13 protein-coding genes are annotated in these 16,282 nt (G+C 64.7%); 4 read left to right on the forward strand and 9 right to left on the reverse strand.

Annotated elements, in window-relative coordinates; all coding sequences use genetic code 11:
• Positions 1–100 precede the first annotated feature (100 nt).
• Positions 101–421: a hypothetical protein gene (locus LOY33_RS15295; protein ID WP_258659328.1), complete on the forward strand. Its 321-nt coding sequence runs from the start codon at positions 101–103 to the stop codon at positions 419–421.
• 359 nt (positions 422–780) lie between these two features.
• Here the strand turns inward: LOY33_RS15295 and LOY33_RS15300 are convergent, their stop codons facing one another.
• Positions 781–2,079 (reverse strand): ATP-binding protein, encoded by a 1,299-nt coding sequence (locus LOY33_RS15300; RefSeq protein WP_054916096.1) that lies wholly within the window; start codon positions 2,077–2,079, stop codon positions 781–783.
• Positions 2,080–2,094: 15 nt separating this feature from the next.
• Entirely contained in the window at positions 2,095–2,796 is a 702-nt protein-coding gene (locus LOY33_RS15305; protein WP_043859689.1) for a response regulator transcription factor, read from the reverse strand.
• 155 nt (positions 2,797–2,951) lie between these two features.
• Here LOY33_RS15305 and LOY33_RS15310 point away from each other — a divergent pair, with 155 nt between their 5' ends.
• Genes LOY33_RS15310 through mobA form a run of 3 tightly spaced genes read left to right on the forward strand, consistent with a single transcriptional unit; the run spans position 2,952 to position 7,909 of the window.
• On the forward strand, positions 2,952–4,130 hold the full coding sequence (locus LOY33_RS15310) for an efflux RND transporter periplasmic adaptor subunit (RefSeq protein ID WP_043859688.1): 1,179 nt from the start codon (positions 2,952–2,954) through the stop codon (positions 4,128–4,130).
• Between the two features lie 11 nt (positions 4,131–4,141).
• Positions 4,142–7,270 carry an efflux RND transporter permease subunit gene (locus tag LOY33_RS15315; RefSeq protein WP_043859687.1) on the forward strand — a complete coding sequence of 1,043 codons (3,129 nt, stop codon included), beginning with the start codon at positions 4,142–4,144 and terminating at the stop codon, positions 7,268–7,270.
• Positions 7,271–7,330: 60 nt separating this feature from the next.
• A complete protein-coding gene (gene mobA / locus LOY33_RS15320) occupies positions 7,331–7,909 on the forward strand; it encodes a molybdenum cofactor guanylyltransferase MobA (protein WP_258659337.1) in 579 nt (192 codons plus the stop codon).
• Positions 7,910–8,570: 661 nt separating this feature from the next.
• Here mobA and LOY33_RS15325 read toward each other — a convergent pair.
• The 7 genes from LOY33_RS15325 to LOY33_RS15355 all read right to left on the reverse strand — a co-directional run bounded on the left by LOY33_RS15325 (position 8,571) and on the right by LOY33_RS15355 (position 16,282).
• A complete protein-coding gene (locus LOY33_RS15325) occupies positions 8,571–10,148 on the reverse strand; it encodes a diguanylate cyclase (RefSeq protein ID WP_258659339.1) in 1,578 nt (525 codons plus the stop codon).
• A 257-nt stretch (positions 10,149–10,405) separates the two neighbouring features.
• Complete coding sequence (locus LOY33_RS15330; protein ID WP_229589305.1) at positions 10,406–12,238, reverse strand: long-chain-acyl-CoA synthetase; 1,833 nt, start codon at positions 12,236–12,238, stop codon at positions 10,406–10,408.
• A 139-nt stretch (positions 12,239–12,377) separates the two neighbouring features.
• Positions 12,378–13,040 carry an iron-containing redox enzyme family protein gene (locus LOY33_RS15335; RefSeq protein WP_043859798.1) on the reverse strand — a complete coding sequence of 221 codons (663 nt, stop codon included), beginning with the start codon at positions 13,038–13,040 and terminating at the stop codon, positions 12,378–12,380.
• A 69-nt stretch (positions 13,041–13,109) separates the two neighbouring features.
• On the reverse strand, positions 13,110–13,508 hold the full coding sequence (locus tag LOY33_RS15340) for an ester cyclase (RefSeq protein ID WP_043859797.1): 399 nt from the start codon (positions 13,506–13,508) through the stop codon (positions 13,110–13,112).
• A 38-nt stretch (positions 13,509–13,546) separates the two neighbouring features.
• Positions 13,547–14,323, reverse strand: coding sequence for a hypothetical protein (locus LOY33_RS15345; RefSeq protein ID WP_231390606.1), 777 nt, complete (start codon positions 14,321–14,323; stop codon positions 13,547–13,549).
• A 188-nt stretch (positions 14,324–14,511) separates the two neighbouring features.
• Positions 14,512–14,958 carry an HIT family protein gene (locus tag LOY33_RS15350; protein WP_043859795.1) on the reverse strand — a complete coding sequence of 149 codons (447 nt, stop codon included), beginning with the start codon at positions 14,956–14,958 and terminating at the stop codon, positions 14,512–14,514.
• A gap of 319 nt (positions 14,959–15,277) precedes the next feature.
• On the reverse strand, positions 15,278–16,282 hold the full coding sequence (locus tag LOY33_RS15355; protein WP_196932328.1) for a CDP-6-deoxy-delta-3,4-glucoseen reductase: 1,005 nt from the start codon (positions 16,280–16,282) through the stop codon (positions 15,278–15,280).

Here is a 16,282-nt window from a genome sequence, read left to right on the forward strand (position 1 = left end):
TGTATGAATCTGATGTGACAGCGGTAGGCAAAAAACCTTAACGATGTGGGAAGTCGCCTGGGGCTAGACTGGGGGAAACCGCTTCAGGGAGGGCATGGACATGGGCTGTCGAATCGCGGGGTTGTGGCTGGTTGCCGGTCTGCTGAGTGGGCTGTCGAGTGGCGTGGTGCAGGCGGGTGAGGACGAGGGTTGCATCGACGTGCAGGTGGGCCAGGCGCGGGCGCTGGCGTACGACTGCCTGACGCGCCAGTTGCAGAACGGCAATGGGCAGCGCGCGGCGCAGGCCAACCGCAAGGCGATGGAGGTGGATGTGAGCCGGCGCGCGCCGAACCAGCTGGGGTTGTTCAACCAGTCGGCCACGGGGCAGCGCATGGGCAATGCGTTCGGGGTGTCGGTGCGGCCGCAGCGGCCGGGGCCGTGATCGGCGCAGTTGCATTCCTGCAGGCCATGGTTCGTTGCAGCCAATGTAGGAGCCGGCGTTGCCGGCGAAGCGCCGCGCGGGCGGCGCTCGGTTTGGGGAGCACCGGTGGATTCAAGACAGGCACCTTCCAGCCCGAATGAACTTCAAGGCTGATGATTGAAGGGGTGAGCGAGAAAACCAGCCAGGAATTGCGGTGGCCGACTAGAGCCAACCGATGCCCTTGCAGCGCTCTCAGGATCGAGCGCCGCAAGCGCGGCGCTTCGCCGGCAAGGCCGGCTCCTACACGGGGCGGTATTGCCAGCCTCGGTGTGTTCGACACCCGATTGCAGTGAATCCACCTGACATCAGACTTGTCGCCCCTACCGCCCCCGCGGCAAGCAGATGCGAAACTGCGCCCCCCCCAACGCCGACTGCCCCACCGTCAGGGTGCCACCCTGCCCCTCGATCACCCGACGGCTGATCGCCAACCCCAGGCCAAACCCGCCCGTGGCACGGTCCCGACTGCGATCCAGGCGGTAGAACGGCTGGAAGATGCGCTCGCGCTCCTCCTGCGGAATGCCGATGCCGTCATCCTCGACGGTCAGCACGCACGCGCCCTTGGCATCCACGCTCAGGCGCAGCAGGATGCGCTGCCCGCAATAACGCATGGCGTTGCGGATCAGGTTCTGCACCGCCCGCGCCGTCAACCGCGGGTCCAGCACAAAGCGCGGCAGATCCGGCTCGGCACGCACCTCCAGGCTCACCCCGCGCCCATCCAGCTCTTCGGCATAGCTGCCCAGGATGCTGTCGACGAACTCGGGCAGCGCCACCTCCACCCGCTCGCCACCCTGGCCATTCTGCAAGCGGTTGTACGACAGCAGCTCAAGCACCAGCGCATCCAGCTCGCGCACGTGCCCCACCAGTTCCAGCAGGCGCTTGCGACTGGCCGGGGGCATTTCGTCGTACAGCAGCACCAGGCCGAAATCCAGGCGGGTCAGCGGCGTGCGCAGCTCATGCGACACCGCATTGAGCAACTCGCGCTGCTGGGTCAGCAGGCATTCGATATCCGCCGCCATGGTGTCGAACACCTTGGCCAGCGCGCCGATGTTCGAGCGTGGCGAGATCAGCGTGCGCTCCGCCAGGTTGCCTTCGCCCAGGCGCTGCGCCGTGGCCTTGAGCCGCTGCAGGTCACGCCAGTGCGGGCGCACCCAGAACAGCAGGCAGCCCAGCAGCGCCGCACCGATCAGCACGGTGATGCCCCACGACAGCAGGTAGATGTCCGCCGGGTCCGGCGGGTTGCGCAGCACCACCATCCACTCGCTGTCCAGCGGCGCCAGGGCGGTTTCGTAATAGCCCCACTCCCCCAGGCGCACCACGTACTGGCCGGCCTGCAGGTGCGCCTGCTCCTCGGCGTTCAGGTCCAGGTCGGCGCGCCGGCGCAGCTCGATGCTGAGGGGGGCGAAATCGGTGTTCAGCGCCTCGGCCACCTGGGGCCAGCTGTCGCGGTGCTTGAGGTGGAACTGGTTGACGATCAGGCGCTGCACGCCCCGCGCCTGGTCCTGGTTGTAGGCGATGTAGCGGTCATGGAACACATGCAGGATGAGTTCGGGGATCAGGAAGATCGACCCGGCATACGCGACGATGGTCACCAGATACAGGCGTACCAGAATTTTCAGCATGGCCGTGGCCGCTCCTCAGAATTCCCACTCGACTCGGCTGAACAGGTAGCCCTTGCCCCACACCGTCTTGATCTTGCGCGCCTCGCCGGCGCTGTCGTCGAACTTGCGCCGCAGCTTGGAGATGGCCACGTCCACCGAGCGGTCGGTGCCGTTGAACTCGATGCCGCGCAACTGCTGCAGGATGCAGTCGCGGCTGAGCACGCTGCCGGCATTGCGCGCCAGCACCACCAGCAGGTTGAACTCGCCGCTGGACAACTCCACCGTCTGGTCGCGCCACAGCACGGTGCGTTCGGCCAGGTCGATGCGCAGCCCGCCGATCACGATCAGGTCGCTCTCGAGATGCGGCTCGTTGATGCTGCTGCGCCGCAGCAGGGTCCGCACCCGCGCCAGCAGCACGCGCGGCTCGCACGGCTTGCTGACGTAGTCGTCGGCGCCCATCTCCAGGCCCAGCACCTGGTCGTGGCTGTCGTCGCGGGCGGTGAGCATGAGGATCGGCAGCAGCAGCGATTCGGCGCGCAGCTGCCGGCACACCTGCAGGCCGTCCAGGCCCGGCAGCATCAGGTCCAGGATCACCAGGTCGGGTTTGCTGCGCCGCGCCTCTTCCAGCACGTGGTCCCCCCGCGCAATCACGCTGACGCTGAAACCATTGCGTTGCAGGTAGCTGGCGATCAGTTCGCTCAGGGCGCAGTCGTCTTCGACCAGAAGGATAGTGGGCATGGGTAGTTTGAAAGGCCGGGAAAGTCAGGCAGGATATAGCGCTTATTCGCAGGTCGCGAAATTCTTCACACTTTTTCACACTCGCCCTACATAGCTTAACAACTGCCTGTAGCGCGGCTGCCTTAGCATTGCCGGGTCATTTATGGAAGATCCGCATGCCCAGTTCAAGCCCCGTCCGTCTGCGTACCCTGGCGCCCCTGTTGCTGCTGAGCCTGGCCCTGGCCGGCTGCGACAGCAAGCCGCCCGCCGAAGAACAAGCCCCCAAGCCCGCCGTCAGCGTCGAAACCGTGCGCGAGCAACCCCTGGCCATCAGCACCGAGCTGTCGGGGCGCATCCTGGCGCCACGCATCGCCGAGGTGCGCGCGCGGGTGGCCGGGGTGGTGCTCAAGCGGGTGTACCGTGAGGGCAGCGACGTGAAACAGGGCGACGTGCTGTTTCGCATCGACCCGGCACCGTTCAAGGCCGACTACGACAGCGCCCGCGCCAACCTGGCCAAGGCCGAGGCCACGCGCTTTCAGGCGCGCCTGCAGGACCAGCGCTACGCCGAGCTGATTTCGATCGACGCGATCAGCCGCCAGGAGCACGACAACGCCCGCGCCGCCGCCATGCAGGCCGACGCCGAAGTGGCAGCGGCCAAGGCCGCGCTCGAGCGTGCGCGCCTGAACCTGGGCTATGCCACCGTGACCGCGCCGATTTCCGGGCGCGTGGGCCGTGCCCTGGTGACCGAGGGCGCGCTGGTGGGGCAGAACGAATCGACCCCGCTGGCGATCATTCAGCAGCTCGACCCGATCCATGCCGACCTGACCCAGTCGACCCGCGAGATCAACGCCCTGCGCCGTGCCCTGCGTGCCGGCGAGCTCAAGCAGGTGGGCCAGGACCAGGCCCGCGCCACGCTGATCCAGGATGACGGCACCCCTTATCCGCTGGCGGGCAAGCTGCTGTTCTCCGACATCAGCGTGGACCCGAGCACCGGCCAGATCACCCTGCGCAGCGAGTTCCCCAACCCCGACCTGGACCTGCTGCCCGGCAGCTTCATCCGCGTGCGCCTGGAACAGGCGGTGCAGCCCAAGGGCATCAGCGTGCCGCAGCAGGCCATCCTGCGTGACAGCGCGGGCCTGCCGCGGGTGCTGCTGGTGGACGCCGAGCAGCGCGTGAGCGAGCGCGCCGTGGTGCTGGGCAGCGTGCAGCAGGACCGCTGGATCGTCACCGAGGGCCTGGCCCCGGGCGATCGCATCGTCACCGAAGGCCTGCAGCACGTGAAGGTGGGTGACCAGGTGAGCGTGACCCCCGCCACCGACACGGCTGCCCCCATCGCCCAGACCACCGCCCAGTGAGGCCCTGATCCATGCCGCAGTTCTTTATTGACCGCCCGGTGTTCGCCTGGGTGGTCGCGCTGTTCATCCTGCTCGGCGGTGCGCTGGCCATCCCGCAGTTGCCGGTGGCCCAGTACCCCAACGTGGCGCCGCCACAGATCGAGGTGTACGCGGTATACCCCGGCGCCTCGGCGCAGACCATGGACGAGAGCGTGGTCAGCCTGATCGAGCAGGAGCTCAACGGCGCCGATCACCTGCTGTACTTCCAGTCCACCAGCAGCCTGGGCAGCGCCACGGTAACGGCGACCTTCCAGCCGGGCACCAACCCGGAACTGGCCCAGGTCGATGTGCAGAACCGCCTGAAGATCGTCGAGTCGCGCCTGCCGCGGGCGGTGACCCAGCAGGGCCTGCAGGTGGAGAAGATCTCCACCGGGTTCCTGATGCTGGTGACCCTGACCGCCGACGATGACCGCCTCGACGAAACCGCGCTGAGCGACTTTCTGGCGCGCAACGTGATGAACGAGGTGCGCCGGGTACCGGGCGTGGGCAAGGCGCAGCTGTATGGCTCGGAACGCGCCATGCGTATCTGGCTCGACCCGCAGAAGCTGATCGGCTTCAACCTCACCCCCGAGGACGTGAACCTTGCGATTGCCGCGCAGAACGCCCAGGTGGCCCCTGGCAGCATCGGCGACCTGCCCGGCAGCCCGACCCAGGAAATCACTGCCAACGTGCTGATCAAGGGCCAGCTGTCGACGCCCCAGGAGTTCGCCGACATCGTGCTGCGCGCCAACCCGGATGGCTCGCGGGTCACCGTGGGTGATGTGGCGCGGGTCGAGATCGGCGCCCAGGAGTACCAGTACGGCACGCGCCTGAACGGCAAGCCGTCCACCGCCTTCAGCGTGCAGCTGGCGCCCGGTGCCAACGCCATGCAGACCGCAACCCTGGTCAAGGCCAAGATGGACGAGCTGTCGCGCTACTTCCCGCCCGGGGCGGTGTACGACATCCCGTATGACACCTCGCCGTTCGTCAAGGTGTCGATCGAACAGGTGATCAACACCCTGATCGAGGCGATGGTGCTTGTGTTCCTGGTGATGTTCCTGTTCCTGCAGAACATCCGCTACACGCTGATCCCGACCCTGGTGGTGCCGGTGGCGCTGATGGGCACCTTCGCGGTGATGCTGACGCTGGGCTTCTCCATCAACGTGCTGACCCTGTTCGGCATGGTGCTGGCCATCGGCATCCTGGTGGACGACGCCATCGTGGTGGTGGAGAACGTCGAGCGGATCATGGCCGAGGAAGGCCTGCCGCCCAAGCAAGCCACGCGCAAGGCCATGCAGCAGATCAGCGGCGCCATCGTCGGCATCACCGTGGTGCTGGTGGCGGTGTTCGTGCCGATGGCGTTCATGCAGGGCTCGGTGGGGGTGATCTACCAGCAGTTCTCGGCGTCGATGGCGGTATCGATCCTGTTCTCGGCGTTCCTTGCCCTGAGCCTGACCCCGGCGTTGTGCGCCACCCTGCTCAAGCCGATCGCCAAGGGCGAACACCACGTCAAGCGCGGTTTCTTCGGCTGGTTCAACCGCAAGTTCGAAGGCATGAGCAACGGCTACCAGCGCTGGGTGATGCACGCGATCCAGCGCAGCGGCCGCTACCTGGTGGTGTATGGCCTGCTGCTGGTGGCGCTGGGCTGGACCTTCAGCCAGCTGCCCTCCTCGTTCCTGCCTACCGAAGACCAGGGCTACACCATCACCGACGTGCAGCTGCCGCCCGGCGCCAGCCGCAACCGTACCGTGCAGGTGGCCGAGCAGATCGAGGCGCACAGCGCAGGCGAACCTGGCGTGGGCAACACCACGGTGATCCTGGGCTTCAGTTTCTCGGGCAGCGGGCAGAACGCGGCGCTGGTGTTCACCACGCTCAAGGACTGGTCCGAGCGCACCGCCAAGGACAGCGCCGAGGCCATCGCCGAGCGCGCCAACATCGCCTTCAGCCAGTTCAAGAACGCGGTGGCCTATGCGGTGCTACCGCCCTCGGTGGATGGCCTGGGCACCTCGACCGGTTTCGAGTTCCGCCTGCAGGACCGTGCCGGCGTGGGCCATGCCGGGCTGATGGCGGCGCGTGACCAGTTGCTGGCCGAGGCCGCGAAAAGCCCGGTGCTGGCCAACGTGCGCGAGAGCGCCCTGGCCGAAAGCCCGCAGGTGCAGTTGCTGATCGACCGCAAGCAGGCCAACGCGCTGGGCGTGTCGTTCGACGACATCGGCACGGTGCTCAACACGGCCATCGGCTCGACCTACGTCAACGACTTCCCCAACCAGGGCCGCATGCAGCGGGTGGTGGTGCAGGCCGAGGGCGACCAGCGCAGCCAGGTCGAGGACCTGCTCAAGATCCACGTGCGCAACACCAGCGGCAAGATGGTGCCGTTGTCGGCCTTCGCCCAGGCGCAGTGGGTATCGGGGCCGGTGCAACTGACCCGCTACAACGGCTACCCGGCCATTGCCGTGTCGGGCGAGCCGGCACCGGGCTACAGCTCGGGCGCGGCGATGGCCGAGGTGCAGCGCCTGGTCGATGCGCTGCCGCTGGGCTTTGGCCTGGAATGGACCGGGCTGTCGCTGCAGGAGCAGTTGTCCGGGGCGCAGGCACCGATGCTGATGGCGCTGTCGCTGCTGGTGGTGTTCCTGTGCCTGGCGGCGCTGTACGAAAGCTGGTCGATCCCCACCTCGGTGCTGCTGGTGGTGCCGCTGGGCGTGCTCGGTGCGGTGCTGGCGGTGACCCTGCGCGACATGCCCAACGATGTGTTCTTCAAGGTCGGCCTGATCACCCTGATCGGCCTGTCGGCGAAGAACGCGATCCTGATCATCGAGTTCGCCAAGAGCCTGGTGGACGAAGGGCATGATCTGGTCGAGGCCACCGTGCAGGCCGCGCGCCTGCGCCTGCGGCCCATCGTGATGACCTCGCTGGCGTTCATCCTGGGCGTGGTGCCGCTGGCGATTGCCACCGGCGCCAGCTCGGCGAGTCAGCAGGCCATCGGCACCGGGGTGATCGGCGGCATGCTCAGCGCCACGCTGGCGATCGTGTTCGTGCCGGTGTTCTTCGTGGTGGTGATGCGCGTGACCGGCTGGCGCCGGCGTGACGCCCAGGCCGACACTGCGGTGGTCGAACAAAGCTGATGGACAGCCGCGCGGCGGTCATGGGATGGTGCTAGCCCGCTTATGGACTGGAACCCTGCAATGACCGCCGCCGTACTTCCCCCCTGCTCCATTCTTTTGCTGGCCGGCGGCCGTGGCCAGCGCATGGGCGGGCAGGACAAGGGCCTGCTGTCCTGGCAGGGCCGCCCGCTGATCGCGCACGTGCACGCCGTGGTGCGTGACCTGAGCGATGACCTGATCCTTTCCTGCAATCGCAACCAGCACGCCTATCGGGCGTTTGCCGACCAGTTGGTGGGCGATGCCGAGCCTGGGTTTCCCGGGCCGCTGGCCGGGGTGCTGGCCGGGCTTGCGGTGGCGCGGCATGCCTGGCTGGTGGTGCTGGCGTGTGATGCACCGCTGATCGAGCGCGGGTTGCTCGAGCAGTTGCTGAGCGTGGCGGTCACCGGGGACTGCGCGGCGATGGTGCGCCAGGGCCAGCAGTGGCAGCCGATGTTCTGCGTGATCCCGGTGCGCCAGCAGGCGAGCTTGCAGGCGGCATGGCAGGCCGGTGAGCGCAGCCTGCTGCGGGCGTTGCTGGAGCATCCGTTGCAGGCAGTGGAGTGTTCAGAGGAGGACCGGCGCCTGAGCAACTTCAATACGCCGCAGTGGTTGGGGCAATAAGGCTTTTTGTGTCGTCTGTGAGGGCCTCTTCGCGGGCCAAGCCCGCTCCTACAGGGGGCGGCGGTGACCTTTAGGCCCGTGCAATACCAGTGGGAGCTGGCTTGCCAGCGAAGGGGGCAGTTCAGGCGCCGGAGATTCGAGGCCCATCGCGGGCCAAGCCCGCTCCCACAGGGACGGCGGTGACCTTTAGGCCCGTGCAACACCTGTGGGAGCTGGCTTGCCAGCGAAGGGGCAGTTCAGGCGCCGGAGATTCGAGGCACATCGCGGGCCAAGCCCGCTCCTACAGGGACGGCGGTGACCTTTAGGCCCGTGCAATACCTGTGGGAGCTGGCTTACCAGTGAAGGGGGCAGTTCAGGCGCCGGAGATTCGAGGCACATCGCGGGCCAAGCCCGCTCCTACAGGGACGGCGGTGACCTTTAGGCCCGTGCAATACCTGTGGGAGCTGGCTTACCAGTGAAGGGGGCAGTTCAGGCGCCGGAGATTCGAGGCACATCGCGGGCCAAGCCCGCTCCTACAGGGGACGGCGGTGACCTTTAGGCCCGTGCAGCACCTGTGGGAGCTGGCTTGCCAGCGAAGGGGCAGTTCAGGCGCCGGAGATTCGAGGCCCATCGCGGGCCAAGCCCGCTCCTACAGGGGACGGCGGTGACTTCCAGGCTTGCGCTACCCCTGTGGGAGCGGGCTTGACCCGCGATGGGCGGCACCGCCCCCCTCGAACACCACACACCGATTACGCCCCGCCGCCTTGGCCGCATACAGCGCCTGATCGGCCGCCGCCACCAGCGTCAGGGGCGTTTCGCCCTGCCCCGCCATGCCTGCCACGCCGATACTCACCGACACCCGCCCCAACGGGCTGCCAGCATGCACGATGTTCAGCTCGGCCAACCGCGCCAGCACCGTCTCGGCCACCACCACCGCGCCCGCCACCTCGGTATTGGGCAGCACCATCGCCAGCTCTTCCCCGCCATAACGCGCCACCACATCCGTCGGGCGGCGCACGCACTCGCGCAGCAAGGCGCTCACCGCCTTGAGGCATTCGTCACCGCCAATGTGCCCGTAGGCGTCATTGAAGCGTTTGAAATGATCGATATCGATCAGCAGCAAAGCCAGCGGCTGGGCCTCGCGCTGGGCACGCCGCACTTCGCTGGCCAGCACCTCGTCGAAACGCCGGCGGTTGGCCAGCCCGGTGAGCGTGTCGTGGGTGGCCAGCACCGCCAGCTGCCGGTTGGTGGCCAGCAGTTCTTCGCGCGCCACCAGCAGTTGCGCATCCATCTCGGCACGATGGCGCATGTCGCGGATCAGCAGCCGGCCAATCACCGCGATCACCCCCTGCAACGCCAGCACCAGCCCCACCGTCAGCCACGCTTCCATGCGCCAGGCGTCCAGGGCCTCGCGCTTGCCGATGGCCACGGTGGTCACCAGTGGCAGGTGCTCGTTCTTGCGAAACGCATACAGGCGCTCCACCCCATCCAGGCTCGAGGCAAACGAAGCCGTGCCCACCGAGTTTTCCACCAGGTAGCGGGTGTAGATCGGCGACCGGGAAAAGTCGCGGCCCATGTCCTGCTCGCGAAACGGGTAGCGCACCAGGATGCGCCCACTGGTGTAGGTGAGCGCGATCGCACCGTCTTTGCCCACGTCGATCTTGCCGAACAGGCGCAGAAAGTTCTCCACCCCCAGGGTCACCGCGATCACCCCGGCGAACTGCCCTCCGGGCTGCTCGAAACGCCGGCTGACGGTGATCACCCAGTCCTGGGTGGAGCGGCTGCGGATCGGCGGGCCGATGAACACCTCGCGGGACGGGTTGTCACGATGGTGGATGAAGAACTCGCGGTCGGCGCTGTTCGCACCGTCCGGAATCGGGCCGTTGGTCGACATCAGCCATTCGCCCGTCGGGCCATAGATGGTCAGCCCATGCAGTTGCGTCAGCAGTTCGTTCTGCTCCTCCACCAGCCCGGCCAGGCGCGCCAGTTGCTGCGGCCCGCCGCCATCGACTTCGAGCCGCTCGCTCAGGCCCAGCAGCATCATCGAACTCTGGCGGATGATGCCCTCGGCATAGGTGTCCAGTGCCTGGGTCAGGTTGAGGCTGTGTACCTGAACCTCGTTCAGCGCGCGCTGACGTGCAGCCCATATCTTCCAGGCCGTCAGCGATGCCAGCGATACGCAGATCACCAGCAACAGCAGCACGGCCAGGCGCACGTCACGCTTGTGCGGCAGCGGCACCGGCAGTAAGGGGGTCGACATCATGAAACGCTCCTGCGATGCCACAACTGAAGGCATCCTGCCATCAGCTGTACTCCGGAATGCCCTGTACCGCAAGGGGCGGAGCATCAGGCGCGCAATCAAGCGGTGGGGGTCACGACGGGCTGCTGCAGAATCCGGCAGGCAGAAGTTGCAGGGCAGTGAAGCTGAAAGTGGGACGCAAGGCCGCCCGCTCCAGTGAGCAGCCTTGCGCATGCATGCAGGCAGGCCTTGCGGTGCGCCGCTGGCGCGGTTGCCCTTCAGTAGCGGAACTTGCCGCCATGAATGTCCTGCAGCACCTGATCGGTCACCCGCACGTAGGTTTCGGTGCCCGGCAGCCAGGCATACACCGGGTCTTCGCCGGTCTGGCTGGGGTCGAAGGCTTCGCTTCTGAGCTTGGTCTTCTGGTACTTGAAGGTGCCGGTGGTTTCCATGCAGGTCTTGACGCGCAAGAACATCGGCACCGCGTAGTGAGGCATCTGGCTCTTGACGAAGCGCAGCAGGTCGCAGAAATCCAGCTGCTCCAGCGGCGCCGACGGGGTGATGGCGGCCATCCCGGCGCGACCGTTGGTGTTCTTGATTTCCACCCCGTAGGCCACGGCTTCGGCAATGTGGGGGTGCTGCACCATGATGTTCTCGACTTCGGTGGTGGAGACGTTCTCGCCCTTCCAGCGGAAGGTATCCCCCAGGCGGTCGACGAACTGGGCATGGCCAAAGCCGATATCGCGAATCAGGTCGCCGCTGTTGAAGTAGCGGTCGCCCTTTTCGAACACGTCGTAGAGCACCACCTTCTTGCTCTTCTCCGGGTCGGTGTAGCCATCGAACGGGGCGTCGTCGTCGATCTTGGCCAGCAACAGGCCCTGACCGCCCTTGCCGACCTTCTGCATGAATCCGTCGGCGTTGCGCCGTGGTTCGCCGGTGTCGTGTTCGTACTCCACCAGCGACCAGGCGTTGATGGCAAAGCCGATGGTGTTCTCGAAATTGAGGATGTTGGTAAAGCCGATGTTGCCGTCACTGGCGGCGTAGAACTCGCAGACCCGCTCGATGTTGAAGCGTTTCTTGAAGTCGAGCCACACGCCCGGACGCAGGCCGTTGCCGATCATCTTCACCACCGGGTTGTCGCCATCGTTGCCGGCCGCAGGCTGATCGATCAGGTAGCGGCACAGTTCACCGACGTAGCAGATGGTGGTGGCCTTGAATTTGCGCGTGTCTTCCCAGAACTGGCTGGCGCTGAACTTGCGGCGGATGGCGAAGCCCGAGGCACCGGCCAATGCCGAACCCCAGCTCACGCACAGGCCGGTGCCGTGATACAGCGGCAAGGTGCAATAGACGATGTCATCGGGGCGCATGTCCAGGGCGATCATGCCGAAGCTGCCGTAGACCTTCATCCAGCGCCCATGCTTGAACACCCCGGCCTTGGGCAGGCCGGTGGTACCGGAGGTGTAGATGTAGAAGCAGGCGTCGTCGAGGTAGACCTGCTGGGTAGTCGCCGGATTGGCCGTAGCGTGCCCCTGACTGGCAAGAGTCAGGTTGACGTAGCCCTCGGGGGCGATGCCGGCATCGCGCGTGGTATCGGTGTCGGCCAGGAAAAAGCTGCGCTGCCTGTCGATGGCCACCTCGTCGCGCACCGCCTCGAACGATGGCACCAGCTCCTGGCCGACGATGATCGCCGACGGGTTGACCAGGCCCAGGCTGTGGATCAGCACGTTGTTGGTCTGCGAGGTGTTGAGCATGGCGCAGATGCCGCCGATCTTGCTCACGGCCAGTACGCTGACCAGCAATTCGGGGCGGTTCTCGATGAAGATGCCTACCACATCGCCTTTTTTCAGGCCACGGGCCAGCAGGTAGTGGGCGAAACGGTTGGCCCACTGGTTGACCTGTTCGTAACTGAAGCGCGTGTCCTTGTAGAGCAGCGCCGGCCCTTGAGGGTTGCGCGCCACCGCCTGTTCGAAGGCCCAACCCAGGCCACAGGGCTGATCGGCCTTGAGTTTGGAAACCTTGAGGCCCCTGACGAGCCGAGGAATGGCCCGAGTGATCGAGGGAATTTTGCGCAGCATCATGCCCCAGGTAATCATGTCGCTATTACTACTCATGGCACCTCCTGGTGGATTGACCGTGGCCGCCAGGCGGTTCGACAAACGCCATGACCAGCCAATCGTTTTTATTGTTGTGCACGCCATGTGAAAAAGTCCTCGCGCAGCGGGGTGCGCGAGGACGCCTGGTGCCGATCAATCAGAACTCGTCGGCGACCGACTCGAGGATCTTGCCCATCAGGTAGACCGTGGTGCGGGCCACTTGCTTGACCGCCTCTTTTTCTTCGTCGGTCACGACCCAGCGGTCGATGGCGGCGTTGACCTGCTCGGAGTGCTTCTCGTCGATGATCGCGTGGGCGACGAAGAAGGTCAGTTGCTGGTCGGTCAGCTTGAGATGGTTCTTGCACACGTCCATCAGGGGTTCGAGGTGCTCATAGCAGTCCTCGGCCCAGAAGCTGTAGCCCAGGCGCGGAATGATGCCGCGGCATACGGAAACGAAGTCCAGGTAGCCGTAGAACGCCTCGGTAGCCGGCAGCATCGGTTTCTCGAACTCCGACGGGTCCACGCCAATGGCGATCAGGTCGTTGTACGCCATGTTTTCGTGGCCCAGCTCTTCCAGCGCATGCTTCATCGCGAAACGCAGCAGGCCGACCTTCTTGTGGTCCTGGTTCCAGCACGCCACCGCCTGGTTGATCGCGTTGTTCTTGGTGTAGTGGTACACCTGGACAATCGACTTGATGTACAGCTCACGCTGCAGTTCGGGACGCTTCATCATCTGGAAGAAACGGCCGGCCTTGATCTTTTCCCATTCGGCGTCACAGATGGCTTTGAGCTCTTTGCGAAACGCGGTCACTTCAGTCATTTCACTCTCTTCCTTGGCGTGTTGATAAATCGTTCATGACACGTGTTATACGGTCAGGCGAATACGGCGTTACAGGCGCAGCACGGACTTGATGATGTAGATGAACTTGGAAAAGAAGCCCAGGCCTTCGATAGTGTCCCAGTGTTCCATCAGCACACCATTTTCAACACGGTAGATATCGATCACCTTGTAGTTCACCGTGAAGAACCTGTGCTTGGCCCAGTGCTTGGCATACAGGAAGACATAATCGCCTTCGGCGCAGACCCGCTCGATACTGGTACCCGACTCGGGGAACGTCTTGAAGAACTGCGTGAAGTAGGTCTTGAAGCCTTCGCGGCGCGGGGGAATGAACACGTTGTTGTGCTGCACGTAGTCCTCGGCAATCAAGGTATCGGCAACCGCCAGTTCACGCTGACCAAACATGCGCTCGTAAAACTCGATGACCACTTCTTTGTTCCTGGCTTCCATCTTGGATCAACCTCAATGTTGTCGTTATTGTGTGATGCTTATCCCGCCAGTGACTGCCTCGCGTGACGGGCGGCCAAGGTATGGCGAATCAGGTCATCGACGTCCTTCAGGTCTGCCGGGCAGCTGGGCAGGCCGAAGAAGGGCGTCACCGACGGCATCAGATCGCCTTTGTACAGGGCGTAGTAATGATCGCCACGGGCCTTGATCTGGAAGAAGATGCCGTCCTGATCGAACACGAAGCTGTCGAACTTCGGCGCCAGCCGTGGCTTCACATAGGTGATGAACGTCTTGTAGCCGCCTTGCAGGGCCACCAGCGAGGCACCGGTCATGGCCAGCCCGTTGACCACGTTCTTGACCGGGGCATGCTTGTCGACGATCAGGCGCGAAAGTTCGACGCACTCGTGCTCGTAGTTGGGCCCGGAGAACTGCACCAGTTGTTCATGGCTGATGAACTCACCCGACTCGTGAGGGAACGGCGTAATACGCTGAGTGCCGATGATTTCACCATCATGATAAAAGGCAAACACATAGGAACGCGGGTCGTATTCATCCAGGCACACGGTGTTGTCGACCGAGTTGCCAAACAGCGTCTTGTAATAGATCTTGCGCTGCCCATACAACCGGCTACGGGCACGAGAAAGTTCGATGAATTGCGCAGGCGTTACCACCTGCCTGACCTTTACCTTGTCAGACTGGCACAACTCCTGGAGGACTGAATCATAGAAACTGTAGATGGCCGAACCGGCGGAATCATCCTTGACCAACTGCATACTTGCCGAAGGCAAGTCAGCCTTGTTACTGGCGAGTGACGGCATGAGAAATCCCTTCTTATTGTGATCTGTAGTATTCAACTCAGCCCAGCGCACGACTTAAGTTTCCACAGGACAATACATAGCTTCGCCTCCTTGCGTAGATAGCCATAGGTTGTTGATTTGCGGGCTGCGCACAGCCAGACACCCACCCGCTAGTGGCGGGCGTGCCGTTGAACCAGAGCGAGGTGCAGTCAGTTCGGTGGTAGCGAGGCCAAGGCTCGGCGGATCTGCTCGGCGCGCTCGCCCAGCACCTGTGGCGTGGCGATCGGGAGGTCCGCATGACCCAGGTTGAAACCGTCACCGACAAAGCGGGCCAGCACATGCAGGTGCGCGTGACCTACGGTCTGCCCGGCCACTGCGCCATCGCACAGCAGCAGGTTGATACCTTCACAGGGCTGTTCTTCGAGGCTCAGGCCGCTTTCACGCAGGGCGGCCGCCATCCGTTGACCCACACGCATCATGTGGCCACAGGTTTGAGGAGGGATATCACCCAGGCCGCTTGCGTGGGCCTTGGGAATGACCAGGACATGGCCAGGAGTGATCGGCTGAATCGAGAGAAAGGCAAGGCACTGCTCGTCTTCGTAGACAACGGCAGCCGGTGCTTCTTTCTTGGCGATTGCACAGAAAATGCAGTTCACGGATAGCTCCCTCTATTGTTGTAGGTGCAACCCCGGTGGAGGCATGAAGATCCGGGATGCTACAGGCTGCATTCCATTGCAGAGTTGACCGCGCAGCTTGTAGGAGAAATTACCCCTGGCCTTCCTCAGCTGTACACGGGAGTTTTGAAATTTTTTGTATCTGAACCCCGTCAATTTCCTAATGGGTTGATTTGAATGGGTTTTCCCAAGGTAACTTTTTGTATCCGGGCTGCATGAATGCGTCACCGGCCAGGGCCATGAGGGCCGAGGACGGTGACGCCATCACCCACCCGCTGTGCGTGGGCTCGCCCGGCCTGAGCTACACGAACGCATCGGCATGAAAATGCGCGGGCTCCAGCCCCCGCTGCTCGACGAAATCACGTCGCGCCGAGTCGACCACGATCGGCGCACCGCAGGCATAGACCTCGAAGTCCTTGAGGCTATGGAAGTCCTGCAGCACCTGGCGGTGCACGAAGCCGGTGGCCCCCTGCCAGTCGCAGGCCGGGCCCGGCTCGGACAGCACCGGGGTGTAGCGCAGCCACGGCAACTGCGCCTCCCAGGCCAGCAGCTGTTCATGCCGGTAGAGGTCCTCACGGCGCCGCCCGCCCCAGTACAGGTACACCGGGCGGCGGTTGTCGCCGCGCTCGCGCAGTTGCTCGAGCAGCGCCTGCACCGGGGCAAAGCCGGTGCCGCTGGCCAGCAATACCATCGGCCGTTGGCTGTCGCGCAGGTAGAACGAACCGAACGGCCCCTCCATGCGCAGGATCGCCCTGGGCTGCAACGCATTGAACACATGCCCGCTGAACACCCCGCCCGGCATGTGCCGGATGTGCAGCTCAAGCTGGTTGTCGCGCGCCGCTGCGGTGGCCATCGAGTAGCTGCGCCGGCTGCCGTCCTTGAGCAGCACCTGCACGTACTGCCCCGGCAGGTAGGCGAATGCGGCGCCCGGCGCGAGCATCAGGCGCAGCACCGCCACGTCGTGGCTGACCTTGTCGAGGCTGGCCACGCGCACGCCCATCTGCTGGATGCCGATGCCGCGCAGCTCGGTGACTTCCGGCGCGTCGATGACCAGGTCGGAACGTGCCCTGGCGCAGCAGAACAGCGCCAGGCCCTGGGCCCGCTCGGCTTCGCTGAGCACTGCCAGCGGGCTGTCGGCGTGGTCCACCTCGCCGCTGAGCACCTGGCCCTTGCAACTGCCACAGGTGCCGGTGCGGCAGCTGTGCTTGAGCATCAGGCCATCGGCCAGGGCAGCGTCGAGCACGCTCTGCCCGGCGTTGACCGGGCAGCTCAGGCCGACCGGCTGGATCTGCAGGGTGAAGCTCAT

Source organism: Pseudomonas sp. B21-036 (assembly GCF_024748925.1).
Classification (GTDB): domain Bacteria; phylum Pseudomonadota; class Gammaproteobacteria; order Pseudomonadales; family Pseudomonadaceae; genus Aquipseudomonas; species Aquipseudomonas palmensis.

Coding starts and splice junctions, on each gene's coding strand:
- mobA (WP_258659337.1), top strand. CDS start 7,331: ATGACCGCCGCCGTACTTCCCCCCTGCTCCATTCTTTTGCTGGCCGGC.
- LOY33_RS15330 (WP_229589305.1), bottom strand. CDS start 12,238: ATGAGTAGTAATAGCGACATGATTACCTGGGGCATGATGCTGCGCAAA.
- LOY33_RS15315 (WP_043859687.1), top strand. CDS start 4,142: ATGCCGCAGTTCTTTATTGACCGCCCGGTGTTCGCCTGGGTGGTCGCG.
- LOY33_RS15345 (WP_231390606.1), bottom strand. CDS start 14,323: ATGCCGTCACTCGCCAGTAACAAGGCTGACTTGCCTTCGGCAAGTATG.
- LOY33_RS15325 (WP_258659339.1), bottom strand. CDS start 10,148: ATGTCGACCCCCTTACTGCCGGTGCCGCTGCCGCACAAGCGTGACGTG.
- LOY33_RS15335 (WP_043859798.1), bottom strand. CDS start 13,040: ATGACTGAAGTGACCGCGTTTCGCAAAGAGCTCAAAGCCATCTGTGAC.
- LOY33_RS15310 (WP_043859688.1), top strand. CDS start 2,952: ATGCCCAGTTCAAGCCCCGTCCGTCTGCGTACCCTGGCGCCCCTGTTG.
- LOY33_RS15340 (WP_043859797.1), bottom strand. CDS start 13,508: ATGGAAGCCAGGAACAAAGAAGTGGTCATCGAGTTTTACGAGCGCATG.
- LOY33_RS15305 (WP_043859689.1), bottom strand. CDS start 2,796: ATGCCCACTATCCTTCTGGTCGAAGACGACTGCGCCCTGAGCGAACTG.
- LOY33_RS15300 (WP_054916096.1), bottom strand. CDS start 2,079: ATGCTGAAAATTCTGGTACGCCTGTATCTGGTGACCATCGTCGCGTAT.
- LOY33_RS15355 (WP_196932328.1), bottom strand. CDS start 16,282: ATGAGCTTCACCCTGCAGATCCAGCCGGTCGGCCTGAGCTGCCCGGTC.
- LOY33_RS15295 (WP_258659328.1), top strand. CDS start 101: ATGGGCTGTCGAATCGCGGGGTTGTGGCTGGTTGCCGGTCTGCTGAGT.